The following is a 24,033-nucleotide window of genomic DNA, read 5'->3' on the forward strand; positions in this document are numbered from 1 at the left end:
GGTTGTCGCTCGGGGGTGATCGCCGATGTCGTCGGTCCTGCCCGCCGCCCCGCAAGGTCGGCCGGTGCTTGGACGGGAGGCCCGCCGTGTGCAGGCCGTTCCCGCGTCCGACGACGCCCAAGGCGCTCTCCGCTACCGAGGACGTAGCTCTCTCCCATCCCAGGCCCCCACCGGCGCGGGACGCGCCGCCGGGGAGCCGGAGATGTACGTCCTAGAAGGAGGACTCGCATGTCCAGGACCTACGGCAAGACCCGCTGGAAGCGCTTCGCCCTGGTGATGGTGCCGAGCGTCGCGGCCACCGCGATGGTCGGCGTCTCCATCGCCAACAGCGCGCTCGCCGCCTCGTTCAGCATTTCCGGCCAGCAGTTCAAGGTGAAGGCCACGCACCTGGAGGGCACGAACTTCTCGCAGTTCGGCACCGTCGACATCGAGGCCAACGGCGCGCCGCACCCGGTCGCCGTGTCGGCGTTCGACTCCGCCGACATCACCAACATGTGCCAGTCCGTGGTCACCGACCTGACCGGGTTCGGCCTGGGCAAGATCACCCTCCAGCTGAACGCCGGCGGCAACGGCAAGCCCGTGCACGCCGACAACCTGCTGATCGACATGGAGGAACTGAAGGCCGACGCGACCTTCAACCAGATCAACATCGGCCAGGACGCCTCCACCCTCCCCGGCACGGCCACCCAGGGCTGGACGCCCCACCCGGGTGTCTCCGCCGCGGGCGGCGGCAAGGGCCTGCCGACCGGTGCCACCGGTTTCGCCCAGGCCGCCAAGTCGGCCTCGCTGGACAACGTCGAGCAGACCGCCCGCGCCACCTCGGCCGGGAAGTTCGTGCTCAACGGTCTGAGCCTGTCGCTCAAGCGCGGCGACGGCCCGGGCAACGAGTGCTACTGAGCCCTGCCTGAGGGCGTGCCGGCGGGTACGTCCGACAGCCGGGTCTTTCGCGGGCCGGGGACGGCGGATGCCGTCGTTCCCGGTCCGGCGCCAGTCGTTTTCCCCTCGTAGCGATGCCGAGGAGCTGCACCATGTCCAGCGCAACGGTCGAAACCCGGACCGGCCGCCAGAATCCGTTCGGATCGTTCTGGCGGGGCTTCCGCACGTTCCGTCGCACCAGGCCCTTCTGGGGCGGCCTGCTGGCCATGCTCGCCGGCGTCCCGATCCTCTACTTCCCCTACGCGCACCTGGCGCTCGGCAGCGTGACGATCGCGATGTCGACCACGGCGGGTGCCGGTTCGCTGCTCATCGGCGTCCTGCTGATCGCCCTCGGCATCGCCGGCTGGTTCCAGCAGGCCGTCCGGGTCTTCGCGGGCATCGCGACCATCCTGCTGACGCTGGTCTCGATCCCGATGTCCAACCTGGCCGGGTTCGGCCTCGCCCTGCTGCCCGGTCTGATCGGCGGCGGGCTGCTGGTCTCCTGGGCGCCGCTGCCCGAGCCGTCGGCGGAGCCGGCGGGCACGCCCGCGGCCGACAGCGCGCGCCGGCGCTGGGCCAGGGGCGCCGTGGACACCCCGGTCGCGGCCGTCGCGGACACCGCCGCCGTCGCGGACTCCGCGGCCGTGGCGGCCCGGAGCGCCGCCACCGCCCCGGAGGACGCCGCCGAGCTGCCCGCCCGGGGCGCGCCGCCGCGACCGGAGGCCGGAGCCGTCCTCCCGAAGCAGACCGGCGCCGTGGACCAGGAGGAGGCACGGTGACCGGGCCGGCCGAGCAAGCCGACGGTACGTCCGTTCCCGCGCAGCGCTCCGGCCGGCACGCGGCCCCGCGCACGCCCGTACGGGTCCGGCTGAGAGGCCGGGCCCTGGCGATGGCGGCGGTGCCGACCGCGCTGTTGATGGCCGCCGCCTACACGCCCAACCCGGCGGTCGCCGAGTCCACGGCGGGCAAGCCCTGCGGCACCGCACCGGCCGTGGTGCCGGACGTCGCACCGGTCGAGACGCCGGTGCCCAGGAGCGAGCTGCCCGAGCCGCCGCCGGGCCCGTCCGGCGCGCCGGGCCAGGCCCCGACCGCGGCGCCCTCGGCCGGAGCGTCGACCGACCCGGCCTCGGTGCCGGCCCCGGCGCCGACCGCCGCTCCCGACCGGCAGCCGGCCTCGCCGGTCGAGCCCCCGGCCGCCGGTGCGGCCACTCCGTCCGCCGCCCGCTCCGCCGCCACCGGCGGCGGGTCCGCGTCGGGCACGGTCCGGCAGGGCGCCGGCAGCGGCACGGTGGAGAAGGCCGGGCTGATCGACGACCTCGTCGGCGGCCTCGACCGGCTGCTCGACCCGAAGGGCTCCCCGAGCCCGAGCGGGGCCCCCGCCACCACCCCCGCCCCGCCGGCGGGCCCGGCCGCGCCGACCACCCCGGCCGCGCAGGCTCCTGCGCCGTCCGCCCCGTCGCAGGCCCCGGCCGCCGCGCCGCGGGCCGAGCCGTCCGGGACCCGGCCCGCCACCGGCGAGCCCTCGCCCGCGGCCACGCCGGGCGGCCGGGCGAGCACCAGGCCGGCGCCGTCCACGACCCCGTCCGCGACGCCGTCCTCGCACGCCTCGGCGACGCCCTCCTCGGGCGCCTCCGGCAGCCCGTCCGCCACGCCCACCGAGAACCCCGACTGCGATGTGGACGTCCGGGGCCTGACCGCCGGCGCGCCCGCCCCCGGGCACGTCGTCCCGGAGCAGAACTGGACCCTGAAGACCAGCCGGCTCGCCCTGCACGGCGCGGCCTTCCACGGCGTCTACGACGTGAGGACCCCGACCGGCAGCAAGCGCGTCCTGAAGTTCGTGGTCGACAGCGTCGACATCGACAACCTCGACATGTCGACCCTGCAGGGCAACGGGGTGACCTTCCACGTCCAGGGCGCCCCGGGCTCCACCTCGACGATGCGCGGCGGCGCGGTCACCATGTACGTGGAGCGGCTGTCCGGTCACCTCTCCAAGGTGCTCGGCCTGCCGATCCCGATCGACCTGGGCGAGATCACCCTCACTCCGGACACCCTGCCGCGCTGGCTGTACGACCTGATCGGCTCCATCCCGATCCCGCTGGACCTGGAGCTGACCGGCGTCACCGCCAAGCAGGCCGGCCAGTTCGGCGGCACCCTGCACATCCCGGGGATGCACCTGTTCAACGACGACGCCCCCTACAGCAACGAGTAGCGGGTGACGTACGACGCCCGTGGGGCGGCCCTCCCGGAGGAGGACCGCCCCACGGGCGTTCGGGCCTGACGGGTGCTCACTAGCTCCGGGTGCCCAGGTGGTGCACCTGCACCATGTTGGTGGTGCCGGGGATGCCGACCGGGACACCGGCGGTGACGATGACGGTCTCGCCCTCGCCGAGCCGGCCCATCCGCAGCAGCTCCCGGTCGACCTGCGCGACCATCGCGTCGGTGGTGGCCACCTGCTCGGTCACGTAGGCCTCGACGCCCCAGCTCAGCGAGAGCTGGTTGCGGGTGGCGGTGTCCGGGGTGAAGGCGATCACCGGGATCGGCGAGCGGTAGCGGGACAGCCGGCGGGCGGTGTCACCGGACTTGGTGAAGGCGACCAGGGCCTTGCCGTCCAGGAAGTCGCCCAGCTCGCACGCGGCGCGGGCGACCGAGCCGCCCTGGGTGCGCGGCTTGCGGCCCGGGTTGAGCGGCTGGAGGCCCTGGGCGAGCAGCTCCCCCTCGGCCGTCTCGCAGATCCGGGCCATGGTGCGGACGGTCTCGACCGGGTACTTGCCGACGCTCGACTCGGCGGACAGCATGACCGCGTCGGCGCCGTCCAGGATGGCGTTGGCGACGTCGGAGACCTCGGCGCGGGTCGGGCGCGAGGCGTGGATCATCGACTCCATCATCTGGGTGGCGACGATGACCGGCTTGGCGTTGCGGCGGGCCAGGGTGACCAGCTGCTTCTGGACCAGCGGCACCCGCTCCAGCGGGTACTCCACGGCCAGGTCGCCGCGGGCGACCATGATGGCGTCGAAGGCGAGGACGATCTCCTCCATGGCCTCGACGGCCTGCGGCTTCTCGATCTTGGCGATGACCGGCACGCGGATGCCGACCTCGTCCATGACCTCGTGGACGTCCTTGATGTCGTCCGCGTTGCGGACGAAGGACAGGGCGATCATGTCGACGCCCAGGCGCAGCGCGAAGCGCAGGTCGTCCTTGTCCTTCTCGGACAGGGCGGGCACGTTCACGGCCGCGCCGGGCAGGTTGATGCCCTTGTTGTTCGAGAGCACGCCGCCCTCGACCACCACGGTCCTCACCCGCGGGCCGTCGACGCTGACGACCTCCAGGGCGATGACGCCGTCGTTGATCAGGATCGGGTCGCCGGGCTTCACGTCGCCGGGCAGGCCCTTGTAGGTGGTGCCGCAGATGTGCTGGTCACCGGGGACGTCCTCGGTGGTGATGGTGAACTCGTCGCCGTTGTCGACGGTCACCGGGCCGTTGGCGAAGGTCGCCAGACGGATCTTGGGACCCTGGAGGTCGGCCAGGACGCCGATGGCCTTGCCGGTGTCCTCCGAGACCTGGCGGACCTTGCGGTACCGCTCCTCGTGGTCCGCGTGGTTGCCGTGGCTCATGTTCAGTCGGGCGACGTTCATGCCCGCCTCGACGATGGCCTTCAGCTGTTCGTAGGAGTCCGTCGCCGGACCCAGGGTGCAGACAATTTTCGCTCGGCGCATATGGATCAGTCTATCCGTTCGTGTTATAGGTGCATTCGGCACGCACCGGGAGGAATCGCCGACGAAAAATTCCGAGGAGTGAGACGGATCCGTGTCAGTCCTCGGACTCCCGGCGTTCCCGGTGCACCAGCGCGAAGGCCTGTCGGGCGATCTCCAGCTCCTCGTCGGTGGGCACCACGGCGACCTTCACCCGGGCGTACTCGGGCGAGATGATCCGCGCCTCGCCGGACCGCACCGAGTTCAGTTCCGGGTCGACGGCGATGCCCAGTTCCTCCAGTCCCGCGGTGGCCGCCGCGCGCACCGGCGCCGCGTTCTCCCCGACGCCGGCGGTGAACGCGATCGCGTCCACCCGGCCGAGCACCGCGTAGTAGCCGCCGATGTACTTGCGCAGCCGGTGGACGTACGCGTCGAACGCCAGCTTCGCGTCCTCGTCCCCCTCGTCGGCCCGGCGCATGATCCCGCGCATGTCGTTCTCGCCGCACAGTCCGCGCAGGCCGCTGCGGCGGTTGAGCAGGTCGTCGATCTCGTCCACGGACAGCCCGCCGACCCGGTGCAGGTGGAACACCACGCCGGCGTCGATGTCCCCCGAGCGGGTGCCCATGACCAGGCCCTCCAGCGGGGTCAGGCCCATCGAGGTGTCCAGGCAGCGGCCGCCGCCGACGGCCGAGGCGGAGGCGCCGTTGCCCAGGTGCAGCACGATCACGTTGACCTCGGCCGGGTCCTTGCCGAGCAGCCGGGCGGTGGCCCGCGAGACGTACTGGTGCGAGGTGCCGTGGAACCCGTAGCGGCGCACCCGGTGCTCGTCGGCGACGGCCCGGTCGATCGCGTACCGGGCCGAGTACTCGGGCATCGAGGCGTGGAAGGCGGTGTCGAAGACGGCCACCTGGGGGAGGTCGGGGCGCAGCGCGCGGGCCACCTCGATGCCGGTGATGTTGGCCGGGTTGTGCAGCGGGGCGACGGGGATCAGCCGGCGGATCTCCTTGACCACGTCGTCGGTGATCACGGTCGGCTCGGTGAACCGCAGCCCGCCGTGCACCACTCGGTGGCCGATCGCGGCCAGCTCGGGGGAGTCCAGCCCGAGGCCGTCGGCGGCCAGCTCCTCGGCGACGGCCTTGAGCGCGGAGGCGTGGTCCGGGAAGGCCTGGAGGGTCTCGCGCGGGCCGCCGGTGCGCGGGGTGTGCACCAGGCGCCCGCCGGCCTCGCCGATCCGCTCGACCAGCCCGGCGGCGAGCTTGGCCCCGTCCAGCATGTCGATCAGCTGGTACTTCACCGACGAGGAGCCGGCGTTCAGGACCAGGACGCGGGTTCCGTCGCTCATGCGGTGGCCTCCTTGTGGTCCTGCGACTGGATCGCGGTGATCGCGACGGTGTTGACGATGTCCTGCACCAGCGCCCCGCGGGAGAGGTCGTTGACGGGCTTGCGCAGCCCCTGGAGCACCGGGCCGACCGCGACGGCCCCGGCCGAGCGCTGGACCGCCTTGTAGGTGTTGTTGCCGGTGTTGAGGTCCGGGAAGATCAGCACGGTGGCCCGCCCGGCCACCGGGGAGCCCGGCAGCTTGGTGGCCGCGACGCGGGCGTCCACCGCCGCGTCGTACTGGATCGGCCCCTCGACCAGGATGTCCGGCCGCAGCTCGCGGACCAGCTCGGTGGCCTTGCGGACCTTGTCGACGTCCGCGCCGGAGCCGGAGGTGCCGGTCGAGTACGAGAGCATCGCGACCCGCGGCTCCACCCCGAACTGGGCGGCGGTGGCGGCCGCCTGGATGGCGATGTCGGCCAGCTGCTGGGCGTCCGGGTCGGGGTTGACGGCGCAGTCGCCGTACACCAGCACCTTGTCGGCCAGGCACATGAAGAAGACCGAGGAGACGATCGACGCGCCCGGCGAGGTCTTGATCACCTCGAAGGCGGGCCGGATGGTGGCGGCGGTGGAGTGCACCGCGCCGGAGACCATGCCGTCCGCGATGCCCTCCTGGACCATCAGGGTGCCGAAGTACGAGACGTCGGTGACGACGTCCAGGGCCAGTTCGACGGTCATCCCCTTGTGGGCGCGCAGCTTCGCGTACAGCTCGGCGAACTGGCGGCGCAGCGGGCTGGTGGCCGGGTCGACGATCCGCACCTGGGCGCGGTCGGCGGCCGGGTCCTCCTGCGGCAGTTCGATGCTCAGGCTCGCGGCCTTGCGGCGCACCGCGTCCACGTCGCCGAGCAGGGTGAGGTCGCAGATGTTGCGGCGCAGCAGGATCTCGGCCGCGCGCAGGACCCGCTCCTCGGTGCCCTCGGGCAGGACGACGTGCCGGCGGGTGCCCCGGGCGCGTTCCAGCAGCTCGTGCTCGAACATCATCGGGGTGACCCGCTCGGACCGGCGGACCTCGATCAGGTTGGTCAACTCGGCCGTGTCGACGTGCAGTTCGAACAGGCCGAGGGCGATCTCGGCCTTCCGGGGGCTGGCCGAGGTGAGCTTGCCCTCCAGGTGGGTCAGATGGGCGGCGGTGGGCCAGCTGCCCTCCGGGACGACCGCGACCGGGGTGCCGGGGGCGAGCCGGGCGGCCAGCGCCATCACGTTGGGGCCCGGGTGCTGGCCGAGCGTCAGCAGCACGCCGGCGATCGGCGGGGCGCCGGCGGCGTGCGCGGCCAGTGAGCCGATCACCAGGTCGGCGCGGTCCCCTGGGGTGACCACCAGGGCGCCCTCGGTCAGCGCGTCCAGGAAGGTGGGCAGCATGGCGCCGCCGAAGACGTAGCCGCGCACGTCCCGGGCGAGCCCGGCGGCGTCCCCGAGCAGCACCTCGGCGCCGGTCGCCTCGACCAGTTGCGCGACGGTGGGCGCGGCCAGGGCCGGCTCCTCCGGGATGACGTAGGCGGGGATCGGAAGCTTCTCGGTGAGGGTGCGCTGGATCCGCTGCTTGGCGCCGGGGGCGACCCGGTTGGCGACCATCGCCAGGGTCTGGCAGCCGAGGTCGGTGTACGCGCGGTGGGCGTTGCGCACCTCGGCGATCACGGTCTCGGCGTCCTCGCCGTGCCCGCCGACCACCGGCAGCACGGCGGCGCCGAACTCGTTGGCCAGGCGGGCGTTGAAGGCCAGCTCGTCCGGGATGCTGGTGTCGGCGAAGTCGGTGCCGAGCACCAGCACGGCCTGGCAGTGCCGCTCCATCGCGTGGAAGCGGTCGACCAGGGCGGAGACCAGCTCGTCCTGCCCCTGGGCGGCCTGGAGCGCGGCGGCCTCCTCGTAGGTGAGGCCGTACAGCTCGGTGCCCGGCAGGTCGATCCGGTAGCGGCCGCGCAGCAGCTCGACCACGTGGTCGGTGCCCGGTTGCCCGGGGTCGGTGGCGTGCACCAGGGGGCGGAACACCCCGACCCGGTCCACTTGGCGGGTGAGCAGTTCCATGACCCCGAGTTCGACCGCCTGCCGGCCGTCCCCCCGGTCGATGCCGGTCACGTACACGCTGCGCGCCACGTGGGTGTCTCCGTCCCGTCGTCTCGGAAAGTGGTCATATCGACCATACCTTCGCACCCCGAACGGCCGTCCGCGAGCAGAGCGGCGGGGTTCGGGCAAGGGGCGGAGGTCCCGCCCGGGTGCCCGGCGGCGCGGGCACCCGGGAAGGGTTCAGCGTGCCGGGCGGAGCCAGACGGTGGCGAGCGGGGGGAGGACCAGTTCGGCGGACCGCGGCTGGCCGTCCCACTCCACCGGCTCGGCCTTGACCGGGTGGGAGTTGCCGACGCCGCTGCCGCCGTACTCCTCGGCGTCGGTGTTCAGCGCCTCCTCCCACAGCTGCTCGCGGCCCGCCAGCCGGGGCAGGCCGACCCGGTGGCCGTGCCGGACGACCGGCGAGAAGTTGCAGACCGCGACCAGCGGCGAGCCGTCGGCCGCGTACCGGACGAAGGAGAGCAGGTTGTCCTCGGCGGCGCCGCCGTCGAGCCAGCGGAAGCCGTCCGGGACGGTGTCCAGCTCCCACAGTGCCGGGGTGTCGAGGTAGCAGCGGTTGAGGTCGCGGACGAGGCGGCGCACCCCGAGGTGGTCCGCGTGGGCCGGCCACTGCTCGTCGAGCACCCACCACTGCGGGCCCTGCTCGTGGTCCCACTCCGCGCCCTGGGCGAACTCCTGCCCCATGAACAGCAGTTGCTTGCCGGGGTGGGACCACATGAAGCCCAGGTAGGCGCGGTGGTTGGCGCGCTGCTGCCACCAGTCGCCGGGCATCTTGGAGACCAGCGCCTGCTTGCCGTGCACCACCTCGTCGTGCGAGATCGGCAGGACGTAGTTCTCCGAGTAGGCGTACACCATCGAGAAGGTGATCTCGTTGTGGTGGTACTTGCGGTGCACCGGCTCCTTGGACATGTAGACCAGCGAGTCGTGCATCCAGCCCATGTTCCACTTCAGTCCGAAGCCGAGGCCGCCGGCGTCGGTGGGGCGGGTGACGCCGTCCCAGGCGGTGGACTCCTCGGCGATGGTGATCACGCCCGGGCAGCGCCGGTAGACGGTGGCGTTCATCTCCTGGAGGAAGGCGGCCGCGTCCAGGTTCTCCCGGCCGCCGTGCCGGTTGGGCGTCCAGTCGCCGCCCTCGCGGGAGTAGTCCAGGTAGAGCATCGAGGCGACGGCGTCCACCCGCAGGCCGTCGATGTGGAACTCCTCGCACCAGTAGACCGCGTTGGCGACGAGGAAGTTGCGCACCTCCTTGCGGCCGTAGTCGAACTCCAGCGTCCCCCAGTCCGGGTGCTCGGCGCGCAGCGGGTCGGCGGGCTCGTACAGCGGCTCGCCGTCGAAGCGGGCGAGCGCGAAGTCGTCCTTGGGGAAGTGCGCGGGCACCCAGTCGACGATCACGCCGATGCCGTGCCGGTGCAGGGTGTCCACCAGGTGGCGGAAGTCGTCGGGGCCGCCGAGCCGGGCGGTGGGGGCGTAGTAGCCGGACACCTGGTAGCCCCAGGAGCCGCCGAAGGGGTGCTCCATCACCGGCATGAACTCCACGTGGGTGAAGTTCAACTCCTTGAGGTAGCCGGGGAGTTCCTCGGCGATGGCGCGGTAGGTGGTGAGCTCCGGGCGCCAGGACGGCAGGTGCAGCTCGTACACCGACATCGGCGCCCGGTGGTGCGCGGCGCGGGCCCGGCGGCCCATCCACTCGCCGTCCTGCCAGGCGTAGTCGGAGGAGGTGACCACCGAGGCGGTGCCGGGCGGGCACTGGGCGGCCCGGGCCAGCGGGTCGGCCTTGTCCAGCACCCAGCCCTGCCGGGTGTGCACCTCGTACTTGTAGGTGGCGCCCTCGGCCAGGCCGGGGACGAACAGCTCCCAGATCCCGGAGGAGCCGAGCGAGCGCATCGGGTGCCCGGTGCCGTCCCAGTGGTTGAAGCCGCCGATCAGCCGCACCCCGACGGCGTTCGGCGCCCAGACCGCGAAGGCGGTGCCCGTCACCCCGTCGACGGTGCGCACGTGCGAGCCGAGCGCCCGCCACAGCTGCTCGTGCCGGCCCTCGGAGATCAGGTGCAGGTCGAGCTCGCCGAGGGTGGGCGGGGTGCGGTAGCCGTCGTGCTGGCGCTGCGGCTCGCCGCCGGGGTACGTCACCAGCAGGGTGTATTCGGGCGGTTCCCCGCCGGCCACCAGCCCGGTGAACAACCCGCCCTGCTGGTGGGTGAGTTCGGCTGGTCCGTGGGTGGTCTCGACGACCACCCGCTCGGCGAACGGGCGCAGCACCCGGATCGCCGTGCCGCCGTGCACCGGGTGGGCGCCGAGCAGTGCGTGCGGGTCGTGGTGCTGCCCGCCCACCAGCCGGTCGACCTCGGCCGGTGGCAGCGGTGCCTCGGGCAGCCGCAGCGTCCCGGTGGGGGCGGGGTGTTCGGCGCCCAGGGGCGGCCGGGCCGCGGGCGGGTCGGCGGGCGGGTCGGCGGGCTGGACGGCGGGCGGGGGCTCCGAGCCGATGCCGGCGCCCCCCTCCTCGGCCGCCCGGTGCGCCGTGTGCTCGTGGCCGGCGCGTCCTTCGGCCGCCCGCCCTTCGGCTGGGAGCGGTCCGGCCAGGAAGGTGGCCGGTACGGGGCGGGTGGGGCGGCCGGTCGGGTCGATCGGCGTCACGGCGGGGTCCTCCTGCGACGGGGGTGGGCGAACTCCTGCGGGCGGGACAGGTAGCGGGGGTCAGACGGACAGGGCGAGCCGGCTGATCGCGGCCAGCGGGATCGGCAGCCAGCTCGGCCGGTGCCGGGCCTCGTACACCACCTCGTACACCGCCTTGTCGATCTCCAGGGCCCGCATCAGCTCCGGCGAGGCGGCCGGGTCGGCGCCGCCGCCGGCGGTGTAGCCGGCGCAGTAGGCGGTGCGGTTGCGCTGGGCCCAGGCGGCGGCCAGGTGGGCCAGTTCGGGGTCGACCGGGCCGCCGGCCAGCAGGTGGGCGGCCGCGTAGTCGAAGGAGCGCAGCATCGCGGCGACGTCGCGCAGCGCGGGCTGCGGTTCGCGGCGCTCGTTGACCGACTTGGCCGGCTCGCCCTCGAAGTCGAGCAGCACCCAGCCGTGCGGGGTGCGCATCGCCTGTCCGAGGTGGAGGTCGCCGTGGATGCGCTGGACCGGCAGGCCGTCCGGGTGGGCGTCGGCGAGCTGCTGGAAGGCGGTGCGCAGCGCGGCCCGGAAGCGCAGCAGCCCGGGGACGGCGGCGACGGCGCTGTCCAGCCGGTCGGCCATCGCGCCGGCCAGCCGGCCGGTCTGGGTGCGGTCGAGCCGGGCGACCGGCATCGAGCGGGCGAGCACCCGGTGCACCTCGGCGGTGGCCCGGCCGAGCCGGTGCGCCTCGATGGCGAAGTTGCCGGGGGAGCGGTCGCCCTTGAGCCGGCCGACCTGGTCGAGGGCGAGTTCCCAGCCGTCCTCGGCGTCCGGCAGGTAGCGCTGCAGCAGCCCGAGGGTGGCGGGTTCGGCGCGTTCCATCCGGCTCTCGAACCAGGCGGCGACCCGGGGGATGCGGGTGGAGCCGGCCCGGGAGAGGGCGAGCGAGAGTTCGAGGTCGGGGTTGGTGCCGGGGTGGATGCGGCGGAACAGCTTGAGGATGTACGAGGTGCCGTAGATGACCGAGCTGTTGGACTGCTCGGCGGTGGAGGCGCGGCCGGGGAGGTTGGCGGGCAGTCCGGAGCCGGGGGTGCGGCGGAAGGACAGCGCGCCGAAGCGGTCGCCGGTGGCCAGGTGTTCGAGCAGCCGCCCGGTGAGTTCCGGGTCGTGCACCGCGTCGTAGAGGGTCGCGCCGTCGTACGGGCCCTGGCTGAGCCGGCCGAGCACGGCGCCGGGCCCGATGTCCCCGATCCCGCCGGAGCGGATGCCGAGCAGCAGCTGGTAGATGTCGCCGTGCGGGGCGCCGGCCGTGGTGGCGTGCTCGACCCGCAGCAGCAGGTGCAGCAGGGCGGGGTCGCCGACCTGTAGCGGGGTGCCGACCACCGGGGTGAGGCCGGTGATGGGGCGCCCCTTGCCGGCGTACCAGCGCTGGGTGGGCAGCCACGCGGCGATCAGCGGCAGGGCCGCCTGGACGAGTTCGCTGACGCCCAGGGCGGTTCTCCGGACTCCGGCACCCCGGGCGCCCGCCGTGGTGGCGGGCCCGGCGGGGGCGTCGTCCTGGAGGTCGGCTTGAGAACGGGAGGTTTCGGACATGGCTCCCTTTCCCCGGAAGCACGCGGACTGCCCGACGGGTCGTGGCCGGGTCCGTCAGTCTTCCGGATTGCGGCGGCGCGGCGGTCGCGGCACGCGAGCACGGCTCGGGTGTCACGCCTTCGTGTGGGTGGCCGTTGGGCTGTTCTCCGTACGCGGTGGTGCAGAGAACTCCGGGGGCGCGGGGGTTTCAACTCGCGCCCCCGGAGGGTCTGGTGGTGCTGTCCGTGCTGGTGTGCGGCGTGCGACGGATCGTTACTTCGACCGCCTGGTCCCGCTCAGGCGCGGGGGCTGCCGGAGCTGGAACCAGTAGAAGCCGTGTCCGGCGAGGGTGAGCAGGTAGGGCCACTCGCCGATCGACGGGAAGCGCACCCCGCCGATCAGCTCGACCGGGTACCGCCCGCCGTACTGCCGCAGGTCCAGCTCGGTCGGCTGCGCGAACCGCGAGAAGTTGTTCACGCACATGACCAGGTCCCCCTCGTGCTCGCGCACGAAGGCCAGCACGGCGGGGTTGCTGGAGGGCAGTTCGGCGTAGCTTCCGAGGCCGAACGCCGGATTGAGCTTGCGGATCTCGATCATGCGACGCGTCCAGTGCAGCAGCGAACTCGAACTGCTCTGCTGCGCTTCGACGTTGGTCACCTGATAGCCGTACACCGGGTCCATGATGGGCGGCAGACTGAGCCTGCCCGGGTCGGCGGAGGAGAAACCCGCGTTGCGGTCCGGGGTCCACTGCATCGGGGTGCGCACGCCGTCCCGGTCGCCGAGCCAGATGTTGTCGCCCATGCCGATCTCGTCGCCGTAGTAGAGCACCGGGGAGCCGGGCAGCGAGAGCAGCAGGGCGGTGAACAGCTCGATCTGGTTGCGGTCGTTCTCCAGCAGCGGGGCGAGCCGGCGGCGGATGCCCACGTTGGCGCGCATCCGCGGGTCCTTGGCGTACTCCGCGTACATGTAGTCGCGCTCCTCGTCGGTGACCATCTCCAGGGTCAGCTCGTCGTGGTTGCGCAGGAAGATGCCCCACTGGCAGCCGCCGGGGATCCGCGGGGTCTTGGCGAGGATCTCCGACACCGGGTAGCGCGACTCCCGGCGCACCGCCATGAAGATCCGCGGCATCACCGGGAAGTGGAACGCCATGTGGCACTCGTCGCCGCCCGAGGCGAAGTCGCCGAAGTAGTCGACGACGTCCTCCGGCCACTGGTTGGCCTCGGCGAGCAGCACGGTGTCCGGGTAGTTGGCGTCGATCTCCTTGCGGACCCGCTGGAGGAACTCGTGGGTCTCCGGCAGGTTCTCGCAGTTGGTGCCCTCGCGGGCGAACAGGTAGGGCACCGCGTCCAGCCGGAAGCCGTCGATGCCGAGGTCGAGCCAGAACCGCAGCCCGGCGATCATCTCGTCCTGGACCCGGGGGTTGTCGTAGTTGAGGTCCGGCTGGTGCGAGAAGAAGCGGTGCCAGAAGTACTGCTTGCGGACCGGGTCGTAGGTCCAGTTGGAGGTCTCGGTGTCGACGAAGATGATCCGGGCGTCCGGGTACTGCTTGTCGTCGTCGGCCCACATGTAGAAGTCGCCGTACGGCCCGTCGGGGTCGGACCGGGAGGCCTGGAACCACGGGTGCTGGTCGCTGGTGTGGTTCATGACGAAGTCGATGACGATGCGCATGCCGCGGGCGTGGGCGGCGTCGACGAACTCCATGAAGTCGGCCAGGTCGCCGAACTCCGGCAGCACCGACGTGTAGTCGGACACGTCGTACCCGCCGTCGCGCAGCGGCGAGGCGAAGAACGGGGGGAGCCAGAGGCAGTCGATCCCGAGCCACTGGAGGTAGTCGAGCTTGGCCGTGAGCCCCTTGAGGTCCCCGACCCCGTCGCCGTTGCTGTCCTGGAAGGACCGCACCAGCACCTCGTAGAAGACCGCACGCTTGAACCACTCGGGGTCGAGCTTCTTCTTCGAGGTCTCGGGGAAGGTGTCGGGGACGGGCTCGTTCACTGTCACGCTGGGTTCCTCCGAACCGTGAGGAGGTGAGCCGGCTCGGCTGAGGGATCGAGCCGGACGTAGTTGTGCCGGCCCCAGGTGTAGACGGCGCCGGTGAGCTCGTCGTGCACCGCGTACGGGCCGTCGCCGTCCAGTACGACGGTGGCCTCCTGGACGTGGTGCGGGTCGAGGTTCACCACGGTGATGACCTGGTCGGTGAGCCCCTCGGGGGTGGTCGCGGTCTTGGAGTAGGCGAGCACCTGGTCGTTGTCGGTGGGGTGGAAGCGCAGGTCGCGCAGCTGCTGGAGGGCGGGGTGGCGGCGGCGCAGCCGGTTCAGCACGGTCAGCAGCGGGGCCAGGGTGTCGGTGCGGTTCCAGTCGCGCGGGCGCAGCTCGTACTTCTCCGAGTGCAGGTACTCCTCGGAGCCCGGGTGGGCCGGCTCGTTCTCGTACAGCTCGTAGCCGGCGTAGACGCCGTAGCTGGGGGAGAGGGTGGCGGCGAGCACCGCGCGGACGGCGAAGGCGGCCCGGCCGCCGTGCTGGAGGTACGCGTGCAGGATGTCCGGGGTGTTGGTGAAGAAGTTGGGCCGCATGTAGGCGGCGGCGTCGCCGCTGAGTTCGGTGAGGTACTCGGTGAGTTCCGGTTTGGTGGTGCGCCAGGTGAAGTACGTGTACGACTGGTGGAATCCGATCTTCGCCAGGGTGTGCATCATCGCGGGGCGGGTGAAGGCCTCCGCCAGGAACACCACGTCCGGGTCGGTCCGGGCGACGTCGGAGAGCACCCTCTCCCAGAACACCACCGGTTTGGTGTGAGGGTTGTCCACCCGGAAGATCCGGATGCCGTGGGACATCCAGAAACGGAGGATCCGGATGGTTTCCTTGACGATTCCATCCATGTCCTGGTCGAAGTTGATCGGATAGATGTCCTGGTACTTCTTCGGCGGATTCTCGGCGTACGCGATGGTGCCGTCCGTGCGGTGGCTGAACCATTCCGGATGCTTGTTCACCCAGGGGTGGTCGGGGGAGCACTGGAGGGCGAAGTCCAGCGCCACCTCCAGGTGCAGCGAGCGCGCCTCGGCGACGAAGTGGTCGAAGTCCTCGATGGTGCCGAGGTCCGGGTGGACGGCGTCGTGGCCGCCCTCGGGGGAGCCGATCGCCCAGGGCGAGCCCACGTCGTGCGGACCGGCCGTCAGGGTGTTGTCCGGGCCCTTGCGGAAGGCTCGGCCGATCGGGTGGACGGGCGGCAGGTAGACCACGTCGAAGCCCATCGCGGCGACGGCCGGCAGCCGCTCGGCGGCGGACCGCAGGTTGCCCGGGCGCGGCGGCTCGACGCCGGCCGGGTCCACCACGGCGCCCTCCGAACGGGGGAAGAACTCGTACCAGGAGCCGAACAGCGCGCGCTCGCGGTCCACCTGGAGCGGCAGCGGGCGGGAGGCGCTGAGCAGCTCGCGCAGCGGGTGGCGGGCCAGCACGTCGAGCACCTCGGGGGCGAGGGCGGCGGCCAGCCGGGACAGCGGCGGCAGGGACGGGTCGCGCAGCACGTCGGCGGCGGCCAGCACGTCGGCCCGGCCCTCCTTCTTGGGCACCCCGGCCGCGGCCTGTTCCAGCAGCCGGGCGCCCTCCTCCAGGACCAGCGCGGTGTCGATCCCGGCGGGCAGCTTCACCGAGGCGGTCCTGCGCCAGGTGGCGAGCGGGTCGCTCCACGCCTCCACCAGGTACGACCAGCGGCCGGGCGCGGTCGGGGTGACGTACGCCCCCCAGCGGTCGGTGCCCTCGGCCAGCTCGCGCATCGGCGTCCACGGCCCGCTGCGCCCGCGGGGGTCGCGCAGCACCACGTTGGCGTTGACGGCGTCGTGGCCCTCGCGGAAGACGGTCGCGGTGACCAGGAAGGTCTCGCCGACGACGGCCTTGGCCGGGCGGCGGCCGGCGTCGACGAGGGGACTGACGTCCAGGACGGGGATGCGGCCGATCACGGTGTCGCTCTCTGTCGTCTTGCGGGCGGAGGGCTTGCGGGCGGCGGCCTTCCGAGCGGGGGCCCCGGTGGCCGGGGCCTTGGCGGGGGCGGCCTCGGCGGCCGTCTTCGGAGCCGTGGCCTTCGGAGCGGCGGTCTTCGGGGCGGTGGCGGTGGTGCGGCGCGTGGTGGTGCGCCTGCGGGGGGCCGCCGCCCGGTCCTCCTCGACCCCGGGGTGCCGGGGTGCCGAAGAGGCTTGGGATTCGGAGGATCCGGCACGGACCGCCTCCGAGGTCCTCGGCGCCGGCATCGCCGGATCTGTCCGAGTGTCAGAATCCATCCGTCCGGCGGATTCCGCGACCGCTGCGTCGAGGCCTTCGGCCAGCGGTGTGGACTGGTCCCGCGTGTCGCCGTGCATGCCAAGCTCCTGCCCGAGATCGGCGGCAGCTCCCCGCGGGCCGGGGGCGGCCCGGGGGAGTACCGGAGGACTGCTGGGTGGGGAGGACGTGCGACCGGAAGCCTGCCCGCGCCGCTGTTCCCGGCAACCTGCCCGGCGCCCGCCGGGCCGCCGGCGGGACGCCCCGGAGCCCGTGTGCGTCCCGGCGCACGCCTGCGCGGGGCACGTCCTGGCCGACCCGGTCCACCCGTGAACGAGCGGGCCGGGGGCGAGGACACGCGTCCGTGCGCGGCGAGCGCCGAATGGGCTAAGAAGGGCGGGAACGGTCAACGCGAAAAGGATTCGGACGTGCTGCTTCGCGGGGGACGCCACCCGTCGTCGCACTCCCCACAGCATCAACGACCTTCGGTCATCCTCGCACCGGGGACAAGGTTTTTGCAGCGGTACGACAGTAGTTTCAGGCCGTCTCCCGGGTGGATGCGCCATCGGAAATGAACCCGTACCGAAGAGTTCACGTATTGGTAGCGCGGGCCCCCGAAATGTGCGCCTCGCGCGCCCCCCGTGCAGCCCTGTGCGCCGAATGCGATCTCATCAATAGGCCGAACGGATGCCCAATAGCCCACTTGACGCACTGTCCGGCCGACCGCCGCGGCTACGCTTCACGCCGTGAAGGCAATCCGCAGATTCACCGTCCGCACCGTCCTGCCCGAACAACTCCAGCCGTTGCACGAGCTGGCCCTCAACCTGCGCTGGTCCTGGCACCCCGAGACCAGGGACCTCTTCCGGTCCGTGGACCCGGAGGTCTGGGCGGCGACCGGCGAGGACCCGGTACGGCTGCTCGGGGAGGTACCGGCCGCCCGACTGGCGGCGCTCGCCACCGACCGGCGCTTCCAGCGCAGACTCGGCGACCTCGCCGACGACCTGCGCGAGTACCTGACCGGCCCCCGCTGGTACCAGACCCGGCAGCAGGCCGACGACGCCGACCCGCTGCCCGCGGCGATCGCCTACTTCTCCCCCGAGTACGGCATCGCCGCCGCACTGCCCCAGTACTCCGGCGGACTGGGCATCCTGGCCGGGGACCACCTCAAGGCCGCCAGCGACCTCGGCGTGCCGGTCGTCGGCGTCGGCCTGTTCTACCGGCACGGCTACTTCCGCCAGTCCCTGAGCCGGGACGGCTGGCAGCAGGAGCGCTACCCGCTGCTCGATCCGGACGAACTCGCGGTCAGCCTGCTGCGGGAGCCCGACGGCACCCCCAGCCGGATCGACCTCGCCCTGCCGGGCGGCCGCACCCTGGCCGCCCACGTCTGGAAGGCCCAGGTCGGGCGGGTCCCGCTGCTGCTGCTCGACTCCGACATCGAGGCCAACTCACCCGCCGAGCGGGACGTCACCGACCGGCTGTACGGCGGCGGCAGCGAGCACCGGCTGCTCCAGGAGATGCTGCTCGGCATCGGCGGCGTCCGGGCGGTGCGCGCCTACTGCCGGCTCACCGGGCACCCCGCCCCCGACGTCTTCCACACCAACGAGGGACACGCCGGCTTCCTCGGCGTGGAACGCATCCGCGAACTGGTCGCCGAGGACCAGGGCGGCCTCGACTTCGCCGCCGCCCTGGAGGCCGTCCGGGCCGGCACGCTCTTCACCACCCACACGCCCGTCCCGGCCGGCATCGACCGCTTCGACCGCGAGCTGGTCGCCCGCCACTTCGGCGGCGACGCCGCGCTGCCGGGCGTACCGGTCGACCAGGTGCTCGCGCTCGGCGCCGAGAGCTGGCGCGACGGGGACCCGAAGCTCTTCAACATGGCCGCCATGGGCCTGCGGCTGGCCCAGCGCGCCAACGGCGTCTCCACCCTGCACGGCGAGGTCAGCCGCTCGATGTTCAGCGGCCTGTGGCCGGGCTTCGACCCCGCCGAGGTGCCGATCACCTCGGTCACCAACGGGGTGCACGCCGCCACCTGGATCGACCCGGCGGTCGTCCGGCTCGGCGCCGCCGAGCTCGGCGCCGAGCGCGCCGAGGAGGCGATGACCACCGGCGAGACCAAGCGCTGGACGGGGCTGGAGAGGATCGGCAACACCGAGGTCTGGGAGCTGCGGCGCACCCTGCGGGCCCAGCTGGTCGAGGAGGCCCGCCGCCGGCTGCACGCCTCCTGGCGCCGGCGCGGGGCCGGCGAGGCCGAGCTCGGCTGGGTCTCCTCGGTGCTCGACCCGGACGTGCTCACCATCGGCTTCGCCCGCCGGGTGCCCTCGTACAAGCGGCTCACCCTGATGCTGCGCGACCCGGAGCGGCTGCGCGCCCTGCTGCTGCACCCCACCCGGCCGGTGCAGATCGTGGTCGCCGGCAAGGCCCACCCGGCCGACGACGGCGGCAAGCGGCTGATCCAGCAGATGGTCGCCTTCGCCGACGACCCGGCGGTGCGGCACCGGATCGTCTTCCTGCCGGACTACGACATGGCGATGGCCCAGCGGCTCTACCCGGGCTGCGACGTCTGGCTGAACAACCCGCTGCGCCCGCTGGAGGCCTGCGGCACCTCCGGGATGAAGGCCGCCCTCAACGGCTGCCTCAACCTGTCCGTCCTGGACGGCTGGTGGGACGAGTGGTTCGACGGCCGCAACGGCTGGGCGATCCCCACCGCCGACGAGCGCGACGGGGTGCTCGACCCGGACAGCGGCGAGGCCGAGCGGCGCGACGACATCGAGGCCGCCGCGCTCTACGACCTGATCGAGCACCAGGTCGCCGCCCGGTTCTACGACCGGGACGCGGACGGGCTGCCGCAGCAGTGGATCGCCATGGTCCGGCACACCCTGGTCACCCTCGGGCCCAAGGTGCTGGCCGGGCGGATGGTCCGGGAGTACGTCGAACGGCTGTACGCTCCGGCGGCGCAGGCCCAGCGGGAGCTGGTGGGCGGGTTCCCGCCCCGGGCCGAGGGGCACGCCGGTGCCGAGAGCGGGGCGCGACCGGCGGCCGACGCCGGAGGACGCTCCGGCACCGGGTACGAGCGCCCGGAGGCGGGCGGGCGGTTCGCGGGCGCCCGCGAGCTGGCGGCCTGGAAGGCGAAGGTCCGGGAGGCGTGGCCGGCCGTCCGGGTGGAGCACGTCGAGGCGGACTGCCCGGCCGAGGCGCAGGAACTGGGCAGCTCACTGGCGCTGCGGGTGCAGGTCGCGCTCGGGACGCTGCAGCCGGGCGACGTCGAGGTGCAGGTGGTCTCCGGCCGGGTGGACGAGCGGGACCGGATCTCGGACGCCTGCCTGCTCGCCCTCAAGCCGGTCGGCGGGCCCGACCTGGACGGCCGCACCCGCTACGAGGGCCTGCTGGAGCTCTGCCGGACCGGCCCGTTCGGCTACACCGTCCGGGTGCTGCCCGCCCACCCGCGGCTGGCCTCGCCGGCCGAGCTGGGGCTGGTCGCCCTGCCCGTCGAGTCGGCGGGGATGGACGCCGGGCTGCTGCGCTGACGCGGCCCGCGGGCGGCCGCCGGCCTGAACCGGGCGGGCGGCCGCCCGCGTACGACTGCGGGGAAGTGGGGAATGCCCGGCCGGGTGCGTGACGGCGCACCCGGACGGGCACATTCGTGGGGCCCGGGGCTCTGCCCCTAGACCAGGCTGTCCCGCCAGGCCCGGTGGAGGGCGGCGAAACGGCCGGAGCCGTCGATCAGCTCCTGTGGGGAGCCATCTTCCACGATCCGGCCCTGATCCATCACCAGGACACGGTCGGCGATCTCCACGGTGGAGAGCCGGTGGGCGATGATCACGGCCGTCCGGCCGGCCAGCACGGTGCGCATCGCCCGCTGCACGGCCTGCTCCCCGGGGACGTCCAGCGAGCTGGTCGCCTCGTCCAGGATCAGCACGGACGGGTCGGCCAGCAGGGCGCGGGCGAAGGCCACCAGCTGGCGCTGCCCGGCCGAGATCCGGCCGCCGCGCTTGCGCACGTCGGTGTCGAAGCCGTCCGGCAGGGCGGCGACGAACTCGTACGCGCCGATGTCGCGGGCGGCCTGCTCGACCTCCTCGCGGGTGGCGCCGGGGCGGCCGATCGCGATGTTCTCGGCGACGGTGCCGGAGAACAGGAAGGACTCCTGGGTCACCATCACCACCCCGCGCCGCAGCTCGGGGGTGGCCAGGTCGCGCAGGTCCACGCCGTCCAGCCGGATCCGGCCCTCGGTCGGGTCGTGGAAGCGGGCCAGCAGCTTGGCGACCGTCGACTTGCCCGCCCCGGTCGCGCCGACCACCGCGACGGTCTGCCCGGCCGGGATCCGCAGGTCGAAGACCGGCAGCACCTCCTTGCCGGTCCGGTAGGCGAAGCGGGTGCCCTCGAAGGACACCTCCCGGCCCTTGCCGGAGGCCCGCGGCAGTTCGACGGGCTCGTCCGGCTCGGCGACGGTCGGCTCGTGGGCGAGCAGGCCGGCGATCTTCTCCAGGGCGGCGGCGGCCGACTGGTAGCTGTTCAGGAACATCGCCAGCTGGTCGATCGGGTCGAAGAGCCGGCGCAGGTAGAGCGCGAAGGCGGTGAGCACGCCCAGCTCCAGCGCGTCGTCCACGACCAGGTAGGCGCCGAGCAGCACCACGCCGGTGGTCCACAGGTTGGCGGTGGCGCGGGAGAGGCCGACGTAGCGGGCGATCTCCAGCAGGCCGTCCGCGGTCGCGGTCGCGGACTGCCCGTTGACCACGGCGAAGGCGGCGTCGTTGGCCTTCTCCCGGCGGAAGGCCTGCACCGGGCGGATGCCGTTCATGGTCTCGGTGAAGCGGACGATCAGCGAGGCGGCCGAGGTGCGCGAGCGCCGGTAGACCCGGCGCGAGCGGCGGCGGAAGGAGCGGGCGATCAGGGCCAGCGGCAGGAAGGCCGCCAGCGAGACCAGGCCGAGCTTCCAGTCCAGCGCCAGCAGCAGCACCGAGATGTAGCAGACCGACAGCAGGACGGTCAGCAGCTCCTGGAGGCCCTCGGAGAGCAGCTCGCGCAGCGCGTCGATGTCGCTGGTGGCGCGGGAGATGATCCGGCCCGAGGTGTAGCGCTCGTGGAAGTCCAGGCTGAGCCGCTGGGCGTGCCGGAAGATCCGCCCGCGCAGCTCCAGCAGGATGTCCTGGTTGACCCGGGCGCTGATCTTGATGAACGTCCACTGCAGCACCGGGCTGAGCAGGGCGCAGAACAGGTAGGCCGCGACCACCGCGATCAGCGGGCCGGAGTCGTGCTCGCGCAGCGCCGGGATGCCGCGGTCCATCGCCACCGCGACCAGCAGCGGGCCGGACTGGAGGGCCGCCTGCTGGACCAGGATCACCACCATCGCGACGGCGATCCGGCGCCGGTGCGGGCCGAGCAGCGAGCGCAGCAGTGCCCGGGGCGCGCCGGGCGGGACGGGGATGTCCTCCTCGTCGGCGGGCGGCGGGGGCAGTTCCTCCTCGGCCTGCGCGGGGGGTCCGGTGCGGACGGGTTCGGCGGTGGTGGTCATGCGCGCCCTCCTTGCGCCATGAGGGGGCCGTCGGGCACCGGGGCGGCCTCGCCCGACATCAGTTCTCGGTAGTGCGCGCAGTCGCGCAGCAGCTCCTGGTGGGTGCCGACGGCCTCGATCCGGCCGTCGGTGAGCACCGCGACCCGGTCGGCGAGCAGCACCGTGCTGGGGCGGTGGGCGACCACCAGGGCGGTGGTGGTGCCGAGGACCTCGCGCAGCGCCCGTTCGACCAGGGCCTCGGTGTGCACGTCCAGGGCGGAGAGCGGGTCGTCCAGCACCAGGAAGGCCGGGTCGCCGACCACCGCGCGGGCCAGCGCGAGGCGCTGGCGCTGGCCGCCGGACAGGCTCAGGCCCTGCTCGCCGACCTCGGTGTCCGGGCCCTGCGGGAGCTTGTCGACGAAGCCGGCCTGGGCGGTGGCGAGGGCGGTGCGCAGCTGTTCCTCGCCGGCGCCGGGGGCGCCCATCAGGACGTTCTCCCGGACGGTGGCGGAGAACAGGGTGGGCTCCTCGAAGGCGACCGCGACGAGTTCGCGCAGCCGCGGCCGGGGCAGGTCGCGGATGTCCCGGCCGTCCAGGGTGATGGTGCCGGCGGTGGCCTCGTACAGCCGGGGGAGCAGGGCGGTGAGCGTGGTCTTGCCGCTGCCGGTGGCGCCGACCAGGGCCATGGTCTCGCCGCTGCGGATGTGCAGGTCGACGCCGGCCAGCAGGTCGGGGCTGTCGTCGGGGGCGTCGGGGTAGCGGAAGCGGACGCCGGTGAAGCGGATGCCGTCCGGGGCGGTGGTGCCGGACGCGGTGGTGCCAGGGGCGGCGGTGCCCGGGGTGGTGCCAGGGGCGGTGTCCGGGGTGGTGTCCGTCTCGGGGGTGTCCGGCTCGTCCAGCACCTCGAAGAAGCGGTCGGTGGCGGTGGCCGCCTCGTTGGCGTAGGCGAGCAGCCAGCCGAGCGACTCGACCGGCCAGCGCAGCGCCAGCGCGGTGGAGAGGAAGGCGACCAGGGCGCCGGCGCTCAGCTCGTCGTGGGCCACCAGGTAGGAGCCGACGGCGAGGGCGCAGGCCAGCGCGATCTCCGGGAGGCCGACGACGACCGCCCACAGGTTGGCGAGCAGGTGCGCCTTGCGCAGCTCGGTGCGGCGCAGCTCCTGGGTCCGGGCGCGGAAGCGGTCGGCCATGGACCGGTGCCGGCCGAAGGCCTTGAGGACGCGGATGCCGAGGACGGACTCCTCGACCAGGGTGGCGATGTCCCCGTTCTGGTCCTGGGCGAGCCGGGCGGTGCCGGAGAAGCCGGACTCGAACCGCCGGGTGAGCACGAACAGCGGGACGACCGGCACCAGGGCGATCAGCGCGAGCCGCCAGTCCTGGGTGAACATCACCACGGTGCCGGCCAGGAACATCACCGAGTTGACGATCAGGAAGACCAGCGGGAAGGCCAGGAAGAGCCGCATGGTGTACATGTCGGCGGTGGCCCGGGAGAGCAGCTGCCCGGAGCCCCAGCGGTCGTGGAAGGAGATCGGCAGCCGCTGGAGCTTGGCGAAGAGGTCCCCGCGCATCGCCGTCTCCAGCCCGGCCAGCGGGCGGGCCAGCACCACCCGGCGGGTGTAGAACAGCGCGGCCTCGACCAGGCCGAGGAGCAGCAGCAGGCCGACCAGCGGCCAGAGGTCGGCCAGGTCGTGCTCGGCGAGCGGGCCGTCCACGATCAGGCCGAGGACCACCGGGACGGCGAGGGTGCTCAGCATGCCGAGGGTGGCGGCCGTCACCGAGACGGCCAGCCGGCCGCGGACGGCGCGGGCGTACGGCCACAGGCGCAGCAGGGAGCGGAGCGCGGAGCGCCGCGGCCCGGGACCGGCCGGACCGGGGGTGTCGGCGGCGTCGGTCGCGGTGTCTGCGGTGTCGGCGGCGGAGGTCCGGGTGCTGTCCCGGGGAGGGTTCTCGGGGTCGTGTCTGTTCTCGGCCATCGCGGTGAGGGTAGGCAGAGAGGCCGTCACTTCTCATCCGGTTTTTCACCCCTGTCAGCGGCGCGCGGCGAGAACCGGCCACCCGAACGGGCGGGGCGGGCGTGAAATATGGGGCGCGCACGACCGT

General features: G+C 73.2%; 13 protein-coding genes. 4 read left to right on the top strand and 9 right to left on the bottom strand.

The annotated features are described in order from the left end of the window. Positions 1-228 precede the first annotated feature (228 nt). The 3 genes from ACWD4P_RS04810 to ACWD4P_RS04820 all read left to right on the top strand — a co-directional run bounded on the left by ACWD4P_RS04810 (position 229) and on the right by ACWD4P_RS04820 (position 3,124). Positions 229-897: a DUF6230 family protein gene (locus ACWD4P_RS04810; protein ID WP_359826866.1), complete on the top strand. Its 669-nt coding sequence runs from the start codon at positions 229-231 to the stop codon at positions 895-897. A gap of 131 nt (positions 898-1,028) precedes the next feature. Then, a complete protein-coding gene (locus tag ACWD4P_RS04815) occupies positions 1,029-1,694 on the top strand; it encodes a DUF6114 domain-containing protein (protein WP_449778557.1) in 666 nt (221 codons plus the stop codon). Then, entirely contained in the window at positions 1,691-3,124 is a 1,434-nt protein-coding gene (locus tag ACWD4P_RS04820; RefSeq protein WP_449778558.1) for a hypothetical protein, read from the top strand. The genes ACWD4P_RS04815 and ACWD4P_RS04820 overlap by 4 nt, the downstream gene beginning before the upstream one ends. Before the next feature lie 79 nt (positions 3,125-3,203). Here ACWD4P_RS04820 and pyk read toward each other — a convergent pair whose 3' ends face one another. The 7 genes from pyk to ACWD4P_RS04855 all read right to left on the bottom strand — a co-directional run bounded on the left by pyk (position 3,204) and on the right by ACWD4P_RS04855 (position 16,153). After that, positions 3,204-4,628, bottom strand: coding sequence for a pyruvate kinase (gene pyk, locus ACWD4P_RS04825; RefSeq protein WP_449778559.1), 1,425 nt, complete (start codon positions 4,626-4,628; stop codon positions 3,204-3,206). Positions 4,629-4,722: 94 nt separating this feature from the next. Next, entirely contained in the window at positions 4,723-5,946 is a 1,224-nt protein-coding gene (locus ACWD4P_RS04830) for an acetate kinase (RefSeq protein WP_359820180.1), read from the bottom strand. Further along, positions 5,943-8,072 (bottom strand): phosphate acetyltransferase, encoded by a 2,130-nt coding sequence (gene pta, locus ACWD4P_RS04835; RefSeq protein ID WP_449778560.1) that lies wholly within the window; start codon positions 8,070-8,072, stop codon positions 5,943-5,945. Before pta ends, ACWD4P_RS04830 begins: the two co-directional genes overlap by 4 nt. 150 nt (positions 8,073-8,222) lie before the next feature. Beyond that, on the bottom strand, positions 8,223-10,673 hold the full coding sequence (gene glgB, locus ACWD4P_RS04840; protein WP_449778561.1) for a 1,4-alpha-glucan branching enzyme: 2,451 nt from the start codon (positions 10,671-10,673) through the stop codon (positions 8,223-8,225). A gap of 60 nt (positions 10,674-10,733) precedes the next feature. After that, a complete protein-coding gene (locus ACWD4P_RS04845; RefSeq protein WP_449778562.1) occupies positions 10,734-12,224 on the bottom strand; it encodes a maltokinase N-terminal cap-like domain-containing protein in 1,491 nt (496 codons plus the stop codon). A 252-nt stretch (positions 12,225-12,476) separates the two neighbouring features. After that, on the bottom strand, positions 12,477-14,201 hold the full coding sequence (gene treS, locus ACWD4P_RS04850; RefSeq protein ID WP_355262322.1) for a maltose alpha-D-glucosyltransferase: 1,725 nt from the start codon (positions 14,199-14,201) through the stop codon (positions 12,477-12,479). Continuing rightward, a complete protein-coding gene (locus ACWD4P_RS04855; protein WP_359820228.1) occupies positions 14,198-16,153 on the bottom strand; it encodes an alpha-1,4-glucan--maltose-1-phosphate maltosyltransferase in 1,956 nt (651 codons plus the stop codon). The genes treS and ACWD4P_RS04855 overlap by 4 nt, the downstream gene beginning before the upstream one ends. 1,041 nt (positions 16,154-17,194) lie before the next feature. Here ACWD4P_RS04855 and glgP point away from each other — a divergent pair. Further along, on the top strand, positions 17,195-19,972 hold the full coding sequence (gene glgP, locus ACWD4P_RS04860) for an alpha-glucan family phosphorylase (protein ID WP_449778563.1): 2,778 nt from the start codon (positions 17,195-17,197) through the stop codon (positions 19,970-19,972). A 137-nt stretch (positions 19,973-20,109) separates the two neighbouring features. Here the strand turns inward: glgP and ACWD4P_RS04865 are convergent, their stop codons facing one another. After that, positions 20,110-21,957, bottom strand: a complete 1,848-nt coding sequence (locus tag ACWD4P_RS04865) for an ABC transporter ATP-binding protein (protein ID WP_359820190.1) — start codon at positions 21,955-21,957, stop codon at positions 20,110-20,112. Next, positions 21,954-23,906 carry an ABC transporter ATP-binding protein gene (locus tag ACWD4P_RS04870; RefSeq protein WP_449778564.1) on the bottom strand — a complete coding sequence of 651 codons (1,953 nt, stop codon included), beginning with the start codon at positions 23,904-23,906 and terminating at the stop codon, positions 21,954-21,956. The genes ACWD4P_RS04865 and ACWD4P_RS04870 overlap by 4 nt, the downstream gene beginning before the upstream one ends. Positions 23,907-24,033 lie beyond the last annotated feature (127 nt).

The organism is Kitasatospora sp. NPDC002543, from assembly GCF_053594915.1.

Bases quoted from the DNA above. Each gene is read 5' to 3' on its own strand.
- ACWD4P_RS04810 (WP_359826866.1), top strand. From the start codon at position 229: ATGTCCAGGACCTACGGCAAGACCCGCTGGAAGCGCTTCGCCCTGGTG.
- ACWD4P_RS04830 (WP_359820180.1), bottom strand. From the start codon at position 5,946: ATGAGCGACGGAACCCGCGTCCTGGTCCTGAACGCCGGCTCCTCGTCG.
- ACWD4P_RS04870 (WP_449778564.1), bottom strand. From the start codon at position 23,906: ATGGCCGAGAACAGACACGACCCCGAGAACCCTCCCCGGGACAGCACC.
- pyk (WP_449778559.1), bottom strand. From the start codon at position 4,628: ATGCGCCGAGCGAAAATTGTCTGCACCCTGGGTCCGGCGACGGACTCC.
- ACWD4P_RS04815 (WP_449778557.1), top strand. From the start codon at position 1,029: ATGTCCAGCGCAACGGTCGAAACCCGGACCGGCCGCCAGAATCCGTTC.
- ACWD4P_RS04865 (WP_359820190.1), bottom strand. From the start codon at position 21,957: ATGACCACCACCGCCGAACCCGTCCGCACCGGACCCCCCGCGCAGGCC.
- ACWD4P_RS04845 (WP_449778562.1), bottom strand. From the start codon at position 12,224: ATGTCCGAAACCTCCCGTTCTCAAGCCGACCTCCAGGACGACGCCCCC.